The sequence below is a fragment of the Deinococcus aestuarii genome (genome assembly GCF_018863415.1).
Classification (GTDB): domain Bacteria; phylum Deinococcota; class Deinococci; order Deinococcales; family Deinococcaceae; genus Deinococcus; species Deinococcus aestuarii.
The window spans coordinates 73,592-84,830 of sequence record NZ_JAHKSN010000024.1 but is presented as its reverse complement, the minus strand read 5'-3'; the positions used below and the strand labels follow the sequence as shown (position 1 = coordinate 84,830).

Sequence of the window (11,239 nt, the reverse complement as noted above, 5' to 3'; positions counted from 1 at the left end):
GAAGGTCTCGGGGTACACCCCGGTCCGCCGCTTGAACTGCTGACGGTTCATCTTTAGTGCCCGGTCCAGTCGCTCGTGTCCCACCCTGCCAGCTTAACCACCCACTTTCGCAGGAGGTCTAATCAACCGACATTTGATTCTCAGGTACAAACTCAAAGTACGAACTCTCCCCTGGCCCTGCTGGAGGCCGGCCTGCCCGGGGGGGTCCCGGTGCCAGTCCGGTGGCGGCACCACCTGGGCATCAGCAGCGCGGCCGTCCACGCCCAGGTGAGGGGCGGCTGGCGTCCACCTCGGGAAAACGCGTAAATCGTTCGCGCTGGGCCCGGGTCAGCAGGGCCATTGAGGGACGAACCAACGTTTCACTCCTTTGCGCTGCCGTCCAGCCTGGCCGCTCCCCCCGAGATCGAGGGCCCCGGCCCTTCCCGTGCGGCCGTCCCCCGGGCCGCCCAGACGCCCAGGCCGGCCAGGACGCCCAGCAGGGTCAGTGACCCCCCGTACCCCCCGGAGAGGGTATAGAGCCAGCCCACACCCAGCGGCGTGCAGGCCTGAGCGAGGTTCACGGGCCGGGCCATGCGCCCGTTCGCCGTGCCAAAGGTCTCCGGCGGGCACTGCCGGGCCAGCAGTTCCGCCCGCGCCAGGGTGAGGGCCCCGCTCGCCATCCCGAACAGGACGATGCCACTGACGGTCAGGGGTGGGGCAGAGGGGAAGCGCAGCAGCAGCGTGCCGAGACCCAGCCCGGCGAAGAGCCCCAGGGTCAGCGGCAGGACACCCAGTCGCCCCAGCAGGGGCACGAACACCACCCGGCCCGGCAGGGCGGCGAGCCCGGCCAAGCCAGTCAGCGCGGCCGCCAGCGCCGGGGCGTACCCGGCGGCCAGCAGCAGGGGAGCGAGTTGCAGCCCCACCCCGACGGTCACGATCCGGGCGAGGGTGAAGGCCAGGGTCAGCCGGACAAAGGCACGGTCCGGGGTGAAGGGAGGCCGCACGGTTCCGGGTGCTCCGCCCTGGTGGTCCGGCAGAACCCGCCAGGCCAGGACGCCGACCACGAGCAGCAGCGCCGCGAGCCCCAGGAGCGCCCCACGCAGGCCACCTGCCGCCAGCAGCGCGGTCGTGAGCGGGACGAAGATGGTGCTCGCCAGCCCGGCCATGAGGGTGATGGTCAGGGTCGACCGGGTGCGTGCCGCGCCGCCGACCTGCTGCCCGAGGACGGTGAAGGCGGCCTCGTAGAAGGTCAGGGCCATCGCGACGCCCGCGAGCAGCCAGCCCAGCACGAAGGCCAGGTACCCCGAGGTGCAGGCCAGCAGCACGAACGCCAGCCCGCCCAGCCCCGCCCCGCCCCCCACCAGCGCCCGGCCCCCGCGAGCGTCGAGGGCGCGACCGACCCCTGGGGCGACCAGCGCCGTGACCAGCAGGGCGAGGGTGAAGGCCAGGCCGGTCTGGGTGCGGGACCACCCGCGTTCGTGCTCGGCGGCGACGGCGAGAAGGGGCTGGGCGTGGTACAGGGCGCCGTAGCTGACGGTCGTGAGGACGGCCAGCGTCCACACCAGGGAACGCTGGCCGCGCGTGGCCTCGGGCATCAGCCCAGGGTGATGAGATCGGTCGTGACCGGGCCACAGCACCCGCTCCCACTGCCGGGAGCGCAGCACGCCGAGGCCTCCACCGGCTCGGCGGTGGCCGCAGGCTGACCACAAGAGTCGGCTGCCTTGCACTGCACGCCCGGCCTCTGCAGGTGAACGATCACCCGCTTCGCCTGGGGCTCGATGTGGGTGACGTGGTACTGCATGGCGGGCGTGACGCTGCTGCCGTACTCGAAGCGCACCTCCGCCTCCCCGCGCACGGGCACGCTCCTTGCCACCCGGTCGTAGATGCCCAGGAACTTGCGGGTGGTCATGAACCCCTCCCCCGCCTCACGCGCGCTGCCGTCCTTGAGCTGGATCACCGTCTCGCGCCAGGAGGAAGCCCTCCCGCCGCAGTCCATCGCTTCAATCGTGACGGCCTTGACCTCGGTGACGTGGTAGCCGGGGCCGACCAGCCGCTCGCCGTGCAGCCAGAACTCCAGGGGCAGTTGAGGCCCTGCACGCAGCGCGTCGAGCAGCGCCGAGGTGGAGGTCTGGTCCGTGAGGCCGGGGAGGGTCTGGGTCATGGCGTTCTCCTTCAGGGGCAGGTGCATGAGCGTGGCGGACTGGGGGCAGGCGTCCTGAAACTCGCGCGAGGCGAGCAGGGCGTCGGAGGCCACCGAGCGGGGCACCCGGACGAAGCCGAAGCGCAGGAAGTAACCCTCGGCAGTGGTGGTGAGCAGGTAGATATGCTGGAGGGCCAGGGCGCGGGCCTGGTCGAGCACTTCACCGACCAGCCGGGCGGCCACGCCCTGCCCCCGTGCCGATGACGTGACGGCCACGGAGCGCAGCAGGCCCACCCTGCCGTGCGTCTCCAACCCGGCGAGGCCCAGCACGTGCCCGTCGCCGTCCTCGGCGAGGAGGAAGCCGCCCAGGTGCTCGCGGACGCCCGCCGTGGGCAGGTTGAGAGCGGCGAGCAACGCCTCGGCGGCAGGAAGATCAGTGGGGCTTACTCCCCGGGTCAGCATCCGCAGCCCCCCTCCCCGTCGAGTTCCGCCTGAAGCGCGGCGCTCAGGCCGGTGAGGAGGCGGAGGGTGGCGGCCCGGTCCTCTTGGGGCAAGCGGGCCAGCACCCGGGCGGACTGGGCATTGAGCTGGGCGTCGAGGTCCTGCGCGGCCTGGTGTCCCGCGTCGGTGAGGCGCAGCAGCAGGGCACGGCGGTCGCCGGGGTGCGGCGTCTTCACGAGGAGCCCCTGTTCCACCAGGTCGTCGGTGCTGCGGCTGAGCCACGCCTTGTCCAGATTGAGGGCGCCGGTGAGGGCCCGGAGGGTCTGGTCGCCCTCGCGTTCGAGGGTGGTGAGGATCGTGCACTGGGTCGCGGACTGCACGTCGCAGCAGGCGAAGTTCCGTTGTTGCAACTCGGTGAAGAGCCGCGTCACCGTGCGAAGCAGCGCCCCGGTCTGACTTACCTCCCCCACTTTGTTGTCTTTGGCAACGGTCATAGGACGACGGTACGCCCGGCCCCGATAGTTGTCAAGGACAACAAGTGGGCAACACAGCAAACCCCGTTCTGGGGTGACGCCAGTAGCGGCGCGAGAACAAACGCTAAGCCCTCGGCCATGCGACCGAGGGCTGCACTCTTCACACTGAGGCCAGGCCACTGCCAGGGCCTATGGGTGATTCGAGCGTGTTCTGTCGGGATGCAATAGCCCCGCCAGCCTCACCAGCAGTTCCTCCGCCCGCTCGTAGCCCGGCCGCAGGTAGACCATGCCGAAGGTCGTCCAGTCCTGCACCGCCCCGACCTCCTGGTCATTCTCGTGCAGCTTCAGGTGCGGGTACGCGCCGTACTCCACGTAGCAGCCGAACTCGGCGGCCAGCTCCTCCAGGCGCCGGGTGTTCTCCTCAGTCCAGGTCAGGACGTAGGGCAGGGCGAAGCAGGGCTTGCCGCAACTGCCCCCCAGCCCGACGAGTGGGAACCCCGCCACGCTGGGGGTCTCCCGGCGGACCCGTGTCCGCTCCAGAAAGGCGAGGCGGTCGCGGGCCACCTCACGGCTGGGGAGTTTCTGGGCGGCAATCCAGGGACCGACAGTAAGCTTGGACATGGGCACTCCTCGGGAAGGTCAGGCGCGGGCCACGCGGGCGGGCGCGGCCACGGGGAAGGGATCAGGACGGACGGGCGGACGGAAACTCCGCAGCCGCAGGGCGTTCGTCAGGACGAAGACGCTGGAGAAGCCCATTGCCGCCGCGGCGAGGACGGGGCTGAGCAGCCACCCGAAGGCCGGGTACAGCACACCCGCCGCAACCGGGATCAGCACGATGTTGTATGCGAAGGCCCAGAAGAGGTTCAGTTTGATGTTCCGCAGGGTGGCGCGGCTGAGGGCGTAGGCGTTCGGCACCCCACGCAGGTCACCACTTATCAGGATGACGTCGGCGGTCTCAACGGCCACGTCCGTTCCAGTCCCGATGGCGAGACCCACATCCGCCTGGGCGAGGGCCGGGGCGTCGTTGATGCCGTCGCCCACAAAGGCCACCTTGTCCCCCTTCGCTTGCAGGGCTTTCACCGCGTCACTCTTGCCGCTGGGAAGCACCTCGGCCAGCACCTCGTCGATGCCGAGCTGGCGGGCGATGGCGTTCGCGGTGCGGGCGTTGTCCCCGGTGATCATGGCGACCTTGAGCCCCTGACGGCGCAGGGCGCGCACCGCCTCCGGGCTCCCCTCCTTGATGGGGTCGGCCACCGCGATCACGGCCGCGAGCTGCCCGTCGATGGCCGCGTACAGCGGGCTTTTGCCCTCGTCCCCGAGCCGTGCGGCCTGCGCGCCGAACGGGGTGACGTTCAGGCCGAGCCGTTCCATGTAGCGGTCGGCGCCGACCTGGACCAGATGACCCTGCACCCGTGCCTCCAATCCGTACCCTGGCACGGCCTCGAAGCTCTCGGGGAGGAAGACGGCCACGCCTTCCCTCCTCGCCGCGTCCACGATGGCGCGGGCGATGGGATGTTCACTCTGTTCCTCGGCCGCGGCCACCAGGCCCAGCACCTTACCGCGGTCGAAGCCGGGCGCCGTCACCAGGTCCGTGAGTTCGGGCCGTCCCTTCGTCAGGGTGCCGGTCTTGTCCACGGCCACCACGTTCACACCCTGCAAGGCTTCGAGCGCCGCGCCATTGCAGAACAGCACGCCCAGTTCGGCGGCCTTGCCCGTCCCCACCATGATGCTGGTCGGGGTCGCCAGGCCCATCGCGCAGGGGCAGGCGATGATCAGCACGGCCACCGTATTGACCAGGGCGAAGCTCAGGGCCTGCTGCCCGCCCACGAACAGCCAGATCAGGAAGGTCAGGGCGGCGATGCAGAGGACGATGGGGACGAAGACCGAGACCACCCGGTCCGCGAGGCCCTGGATGGGGGGCTTGCTGCCCTGAGCACTCTCGACGAGCTTGATGATCTGGGCCAGCGCCGTGTCCGCGCCGATGCGGGTGGCCCGGAACTGGAACGCCCCGTTCTGGTTGAGCGTGCCGCCCACGACGGCTGCCCCGGCTTGCTTGCTGACCGGGATGGGCTCGCCCGTGATCATCGACTCGTCCACGAAGGAGTTGCCGGAGACGACCTCGCCGTCCACCGGCACCTTCTCGCCGGGGCGCACTGAGATCAGGTCGCCGATCAGCACCTCGTCCACGGGCAGTTCGAGTTCCTGCCCGCTGCGGATCACCCGCGCCGTTTTCGCTTGCAAGCCCAGCAACTTCTTCATCGCCTCGCTGGACCGGCCCTTGGCGATGGCCTCGAAGTATTTGCCCAGCAGGATCAGGGTGATGACGACGGCCGAGGCCTCGTAGTACACGTGCGCCGTGCCCTGGGGAAAAACCTGTGGGGCCACGGTGGCGACCAGCGAGTAGAAGAAGGCCGCCGAGGTGCCGATCATCACCAGCGAGTTCATGTCAGGCGAGCGGTGCCGCAGGCTCTTCCACCCCAGCCGGTAGAACCGCAGCCCGGGGCCGAACTGCACAGGCGCGGCCAGCAGCAGCATGATCCAGTTCAGGGCGGACATGGGCACCCGCTCGTGCAGCCACATCCCAAAGGGCGTCCACAACATGGGCAGCATCGCCAGGATCAGCAGCGGGACGGCGAACAGGGCGCTGAAGGTCACGGCGCGGCGCAGGCCCCGCACCTCCTGCTCGCGGGCCTCCCGCTCCTGGTCGGTGCGGTCCACGCCCGTCTGGCTCTCCAGCACGGTGTACCCAGCCCCCAGCACGGCCGCCTTGAGTTGCCCGGGGCTGACGCTCGACGGCAGGTAGCGGACGTGAGCGCGCTCGGTGGCGAGGTTGACGCTGGCGTCCAGCACCCCGTCCACCTTCCTCAGTGCGCGTTCGACCCGCGCGGTGCAGCTCGCGCAGGTCATGCCCTGCACCCCGAGTTCGATCTCGCCGACCACGGGCTCGTAGCCCACGTCCTTGACCCGGGCGATCAGGGCCTGCGGCCCCGTCTGCTCGGGATCGTAGGTGACGGTGGCGCGTTCGGTCGCCAGGTTCACGCTGGCCCGCTCGACGCCCTCAACCTTGCCCAGGCCCCGCTCCACCCGGCCCACGCAACTGGCGCAGGTCATCCCCTGCACGCCCAGCTCGATGGTCTTGCTCATGCTTGCCTCCAATCCCCCCGGGGGGGATGTGGGATGAGGATATGCCAGAATCTAGAGAAGGGCAAGCGTTGGAAGGCAAGAGATGGAGTTGCAGAGCCGCCTCCGCCCTCCGGCGCTTGTCCTACCCCCTGGGGAGGATATATACTGGGAGCATGACGAAGACGGAACTGACGGTGACCGGGATGAGCTGCGGCCATTGCGAGAAGGCGGTGACGGGTGCTCTTAAGAGCGTGCCTGGCGTGCAGGACGTGCGGGTGGACCTGCAAGGTGGCACCGCCACGGTGCAGGGGGAAGCCGACCCCCAGGCGCTGATCGCCGCCGTGACCGAAGAGGGCTATGGCGCCCAGGTGCGCGGTTGACATGACCCAAGCAAAGACCGAGCCTGCCGCCCACACAGGGCATCACCTGTGCATGCCCGAGGACGCCCGCAAGCGCGCTGCCCGGCGCCTCAAGATCGCCCGCGGCCACCTCGACAGCATCGTGACCATGCTGGAGCAGGAGGACGCCTATTGCGTGGACGTGCTGCGGCAGATCAAGGCCGTGCAGGGGGCGCTGTCGGGCGCAGGTGAGGTCGTGCTGCGCGGGCACCTCGAAGCGCATGTCGCCACCGCCTCAACCCGGGGCGACAGTGTGGAGATCGTCGAGGAGTTGATGGAAGCCCTCAAGTACACCTGAGCGGTGGGGCATGATCCGGTGGACGGCTGAGGGCCGTCCATCTTCTTGTTCCACCGCGGGCTCAGGCGGGACCGGGCCATGCTTCTCCGCATGGCCCGGTCCCGCTCGTTTTCCTGCCCTCAGGTTGCCGGGAGGGGCTGCGGCGCCGGAGCAGCTTCCCGCCCGAAGCGCAGCCGGTTGAGCAGCAGGGCATTCACGGTCACGATGACGGTGCTGGCGCTCATCAGCAGGGCCGCCCACTCCGGGCGCAGCAGGACCCCATACGCGGGATACAGCACGCCCGCCGCGAAGGGGATGGCGAGCAGGTTGTAGATGGCGGCCCAGAACAGGTTCTGCTTGATCTTGCCCTGGACGTGACGGGCGAGGGCAATGCCGGTGACCACGCTCGCCGGGTCACTCTTGACCAACACCACGTCGGCGGTTTCCACCGCTACGTCGGTGCCTGCCCCAATCGCCACGCCGACCTCGGCTTGGGCCAGGGCGGGGGCGTCATTCACGCCGTCTCCCACCATCGCCACCTTCCGTCCCTGGCCCTGCAAGGCCTGCACCTGGGCGGCCTTCTGCTCGGGCAGCACGTCCGCGATCACGGTATCCATGCCGAGTTGCCGGGCCACCGCCTCCGCCGTGCGGCGGTTGTCCCCCGTCAGCATCACGGTCTGAACGCCCAGACGATGTAGCTCGGTCACCGCCACTTTCGCCGACGGTCTGATCCGGTCGGCCACCGCGACCACGCCCAAGAACTGCCCGTCAGCAGCCACGTACATCGCCGTCTTGCCGTCCCCGGCCAGGCGCTCGACCCCTACTTCATCTTCTCCCAGCCCCACGCCCTCCTGCTCCATCAGCCGTCGGTTGCCGATCAGCACCCGTCGCCCCTCCACCCGCGCCTGCACCCCGCGACCGGGGATGGAGTCGAAGTCCTGAGCTGGGCTGAGGGTGATCCCCCGTTCCTGTGCTCCCCGCACAATGGCCTCTGCGAGTGGGTGCTGGGAGGGCTGGTCGGCGGAGGCGGCCAGGCGCAAGAGTTCCGTTTCGTCTATGCCTGACGCGGGGATGAGGTCGGTCAAGGCAGGCTTGCCCTCGGTGAGCGTGCCGGTCTTGTCGAAGATCACCGTGTCCACCCCGGCGGTCGCCTCCAGCGCGGTCGCGTTCTTGAACAGCACCCCCTCCCGCGCCCCCTTGCCCACGCCCACGGTGATCGCCGTCGGGGTGGCGAGCGCCAGCGCGTCCGGGCAGGCAATCACCACCGTGGAGACGGCGGCCGTCAGCGCGAACACCACCCCAGCTCCCAGGAAGAACCAGACCAGGAAGGCGATCAGTCCGGCGCCCAGGGCGACGAAGACCAGGTACTTCCCTGCCCGGTCGGCGAGGCGCTGCGCGGGAGCCTTGCTCGCCTGCGCGTTCTGGACCATCTGCACGATGCGTGAGAGGGCGGTGTCCGCCCCCACCGCGGTGGCCCGGAAGTGAAAGGCCCCGTTCTGGTTGACCGTCCCGCCCGTCACCCGGCTTCCACTTTCTTTGCGGACGGGCACCGGCTCGCCCGTGATCATGCTCTCGTCCACGTAGGACTGGCCGCTCACCACCTCGCCGTCCACCGGCACCCGATCCCCGGGACGCACCACAATCTCGTCTCCGACCACGACCTGTTCGAGCGGCACCTCGGCTTCCTGACCATTTCGGATCACACGGGCTGTTGAAGGCGCCAACTTCAGCAGGGCCTCCACCGCCCTGCCCGTGGCGAAGCGCGAGCGCATCTCCAGCCAGTGCCCGGCCAGCGAGAAGGTCGTGAGCATGGCGGCAGCCTCGAAGAACACCTCATCGGTCCGCAAGAAGATCGTGGCCCAGACCGAATACAGGTACGAGACCAGGATGCCGGTGGCGATCAGGGTCATCATGTTGGCCTCGCCCCGTTTGAGGGCTCGCCAGGCGGCGGAGATGAACGGCCAACCGCCCCACCACACGACCGGCGTGGCGAGAATCAGCCCAAACCACGCCATGCCCAGGCCGAAGGGTGGGGCTAAGTGAAATCCCAGGCTCTCCCCGATGGGCGAGAACAGGACGATGGGCAGGGTGAGCAGCAGCGACACCACGAAGCGCCGCAGCATGCCCTGCACCATCTCGGCGCCGTGGCCCGCGTGCTCGTCATGGCCCATGTCCGCGTGTGCCCCGTGCCCGGCGTGGCCGCCTGGAGTTGCGGCAGCCGCATGTCCGGCGTGTGCCTCCGGCCCCATCCCGGCGTGCCCAGCGTGTTCTCTCTGCCCGCTGGTTCCGGCTGCCCTGACGTGGTGTTCGTGCCCCACCCGGGGGTGCCCCGGCTGGGCAGCGGACGGGCGCTCGTCCTCGCAATCACAGACGTACCCGCCGGCGTGCAGTCGCCGCTCCAGTTCCCCCGGCGTCACCGTCCCCGGGTCGTAACCGAGATGCGCCACCCCGCGCGTGCGGTCGAGGTGAACGCCCGTCACGCCCGGGATGGTCGCCAAATTCATCTCCAGGTCGGCGTACTCGCTGGCGTCAAAGCAGTTCTTGAACGACACCTCCAGGACCCCCCGGCCCGCATTGTGCCCGTGGTGTCCCCCGTGGGTGCGGTGTGTCATCGGTCCCCCCTCCCGCCCCAAGAGGCGGCTGAGGTCAACCTAGAGCCGGTCTGTTCAGCTCCTGTAAAAGCGGCCCACTCAGGGCGCTGAAGCTGCTCCCGTCGCCCGCCGCACCGCTTGCTGGTGGGTGAGCCAGACGCCCCCCAGCACCAGCAGCGCCAGCACCCCGCCCAGAAAGAAGGCCCGGCTTGGCAGGTGGGTGCCCAGGAAGCCCGCGACCGGATACGCGAACGCCCACCACAGGTGACTCCACGCGAAGTGCGCCCCGTACACCCGCCCCTGCGCGGCCTCCTCGGTGCGCTCAGCCAGCAGCGTCTCGGTGGGCAGGTTCACCCAGTTCTGTCCCACCCCCGCCAGCAGCCAGAACAGCATCAGCCCGCCCAGCGGCAGCAGGTCGCCCGGCAGGATGGCCGCCCCCGTCACCAGCGCCCCCAGCGCGATGAAGCGCGTCAGCGGGATGCGCTTCCCCGCCGCCCCGACCGCCAGCGAGGCGAGCGTCGCCCCCAGCCCGTAGGCGGCCATCACCCAGCCGTACTGCGCTTCCCCGAGCTGCAAGCCGCCCTCGATCCGGGTGACCGTCACCGTCAGGATCAGCGCCCCCGCGATGGCGGCCACCAGTTCCATCAGCAGGGCGAAGCGCACGGGGGGATCGCGCCACAGGCGGGCAGTACCGTCCCGCACGTCCGCGAGCTTGCTGCGGTCCACCGCCCCCTGCTCGGCGCGCAGGGCGGGCAGCAGCAGGATGAGCAGGCCTGCCCCCAGGAACGACAGCGCGTCCAGGGCAAAGAGGGCACGGGCGCCCAGCAAGGCGGCGAGCAGTCCGGCCAGGCCGGGGCCGACGATGCCCAGCAACTCGGTGGTGGCGCTGGAGAGCGCGAAGGCGGGCCGGGCCTCGTCCCGGCCCACCACCAGCGGCACGGTGGCTTGGTTCGCGGGGGTGAAGAAGGCGGTGAGGGCGTTGAGCAGGAACATCAGGACGTACACCTGCCACACCGCCGAGGCGAAGAACATCAGGCCGATGACGACCATGCGCCCGAAGTGACACACGGCGAGCAGGGTCCGGCGGTTCACCCGGTCCGCGATCACCCCGGCCAAAGGGCTGAACAGCACGAAGGCCGTGACCCGCAGGGTCAGGGCGATGGCGAGAACGGCGGGGGCCTGGGCGGGACCGGCGAGCTGGGCGGCGAGCAGGGCCAGACCCACCCAGGTCAGGGCATCCCCGATCTGGCTGACCGTCTGGGCGAAGTACAGCCGGGCGAAGAGGGGATTGGTCAGCGCAGAGAAGGTGGTCAGGACGTTCACTCGGCGTCTCCTTTCACTATCTCGACGCCGGAGTGGTCGGGCAGGCCGAGCCGCTCGTGCTGGGCGTGGCTGAAGGCCTGGGTGAGGAGCCCGGTGAGGTGGGCGTCGGCTAGACGGTAGTACACCCGGGGGCCGTCACGCCGGGTCCGTACCAGCCGCGCGTGACGCAGGGTCGCCAGGTGACGGCTCACCGTACTCTGCGGCTGTCCCAGGGCGTCCCCCAGGTCGGTGACGGTCCGCTCCCCGTCGCGCAGGGCGAGCAGCAGGGTGAGACGGGTGGGGTCGGCGAGCGCCTGGAACAGGCCGGTGACGTGGGCCAGGTCGGCGGCGTCCGGCGGGAAGGTCAGGGGGTGGTGCCGCATCCCTATTCTTATATCCGTTAAAGCGCATAGGTGGAAGAACGGAGGCTACGATCTGTTGTCTCGTCACCTCCGTGGCTTCACTTCGGCGGCCATGCTGCTGGAAGCGGAGCGGTCCGTGCCTCATCCTTGAGC

General features: G+C 69.8%; 10 protein-coding genes. 2 read left to right on the top strand and 8 right to left on the bottom strand.

Annotated features, from left to right (window positions below; all coding sequences use genetic code 11):
* Positions 1-359: 359 nt before the first annotated feature.
* The 5 genes from IC605_RS20935 to IC605_RS20915 form a co-directional block, all read right to left on the bottom strand.
* Entirely contained in the window at positions 360-1,574 is a 1,215-nt protein-coding gene (locus IC605_RS20935) for an MFS transporter (RefSeq protein ID WP_216328590.1), read from the bottom strand.
* Positions 1,574-2,581, bottom strand: a complete 1,008-nt coding sequence (gene arsN2, locus IC605_RS20930; RefSeq protein WP_216328588.1) for an arsenic resistance N-acetyltransferase ArsN2 — start codon at positions 2,579-2,581, stop codon at positions 1,574-1,576. The genes IC605_RS20935 and arsN2 overlap by 1 nt, the downstream gene beginning before the upstream one ends.
* Entirely contained in the window at positions 2,575-3,054 is a 480-nt protein-coding gene (locus IC605_RS20925; protein WP_216328586.1) for a MarR family winged helix-turn-helix transcriptional regulator, read from the bottom strand. The genes arsN2 and IC605_RS20925 overlap by 7 nt, the downstream gene beginning before the upstream one ends.
* A 168-nt stretch (positions 3,055-3,222) precedes the next feature.
* The gene (locus IC605_RS20920) at positions 3,223-3,654 is read right to left on the bottom strand and encodes a hypothetical protein (RefSeq protein WP_216328584.1); all 432 of its coding nucleotides are present in this window, start codon (positions 3,652-3,654) and stop codon (positions 3,223-3,225) included.
* Positions 3,655-3,672: 18 nt separating this feature from the next.
* Entirely contained in the window at positions 3,673-6,177 is a 2,505-nt protein-coding gene (locus IC605_RS20915) for a heavy metal translocating P-type ATPase (RefSeq protein WP_216328581.1), read from the bottom strand.
* A 152-nt stretch (positions 6,178-6,329) separates the two neighbouring features.
* Between IC605_RS20915 and IC605_RS20910 the strand changes: the two genes are divergently transcribed.
* Entirely contained in the window at positions 6,330-6,536 is a 207-nt protein-coding gene (locus IC605_RS20910) for a CopZ family metallochaperone (protein WP_216328579.1), read from the top strand.
* Between the two features lies 1 nt (position 6,537).
* Positions 6,538-6,852, top strand: coding sequence for a metal-sensitive transcriptional regulator (locus tag IC605_RS20905; protein ID WP_281416467.1), 315 nt, complete (start codon positions 6,538-6,540; stop codon positions 6,850-6,852).
* Between the two features lie 119 nt (positions 6,853-6,971).
* Here IC605_RS20905 and IC605_RS20900 read toward each other — a convergent pair whose 3' ends face one another.
* The 3 genes from IC605_RS20900 to IC605_RS20890 form a co-directional block, all read right to left on the bottom strand.
* Positions 6,972-9,443: a copper-translocating P-type ATPase gene (locus IC605_RS20900; RefSeq protein WP_216328578.1), complete on the bottom strand. Its 2,472-nt coding sequence runs from the start codon at positions 9,441-9,443 to the stop codon at positions 6,972-6,974.
* A 78-nt stretch (positions 9,444-9,521) separates the two neighbouring features.
* The gene (locus IC605_RS20895; protein WP_216328577.1) at positions 9,522-10,745 is read right to left on the bottom strand and encodes an MFS transporter; all 1,224 of its coding nucleotides are present in this window, start codon (positions 10,743-10,745) and stop codon (positions 9,522-9,524) included.
* Positions 10,742-11,107, bottom strand: a complete 366-nt coding sequence (locus IC605_RS20890; RefSeq protein ID WP_216328576.1) for an ArsR/SmtB family transcription factor — start codon at positions 11,105-11,107, stop codon at positions 10,742-10,744. Before IC605_RS20890 ends, IC605_RS20895 begins: the two co-directional genes overlap by 4 nt.
* Between the last annotated feature and the right edge of the window lie 132 nt (positions 11,108-11,239).

Coding starts and splice junctions, on each gene's coding strand:
- IC605_RS20890 (WP_216328576.1), bottom strand. CDS start 11,107: ATGCGGCACCACCCCCTGACCTTCCCGCCGGACGCCGCCGACCTGGCC.
- IC605_RS20920 (WP_216328584.1), bottom strand. CDS start 3,654: ATGTCCAAGCTTACTGTCGGTCCCTGGATTGCCGCCCAGAAACTCCCC.
- IC605_RS20935 (WP_216328590.1), bottom strand. CDS start 1,574: ATGCCCGAGGCCACGCGCGGCCAGCGTTCCCTGGTGTGGACGCTGGCC.
- IC605_RS20900 (WP_216328578.1), bottom strand. CDS start 9,443: ATGACACACCGCACCCACGGGGGACACCACGGGCACAATGCGGGCCGG.
- IC605_RS20910 (WP_216328579.1), top strand. CDS start 6,330: ATGACGAAGACGGAACTGACGGTGACCGGGATGAGCTGCGGCCATTGC.
- arsN2 (WP_216328588.1), bottom strand. CDS start 2,581: ATGCTGACCCGGGGAGTAAGCCCCACTGATCTTCCTGCCGCCGAGGCG.
- IC605_RS20905 (WP_281416467.1), top strand. CDS start 6,538: ATGACCCAAGCAAAGACCGAGCCTGCCGCCCACACAGGGCATCACCTG.
- IC605_RS20915 (WP_216328581.1), bottom strand. CDS start 6,177: ATGAGCAAGACCATCGAGCTGGGCGTGCAGGGGATGACCTGCGCCAGT.
- IC605_RS20925 (WP_216328586.1), bottom strand. CDS start 3,054: ATGACCGTTGCCAAAGACAACAAAGTGGGGGAGGTAAGTCAGACCGGG.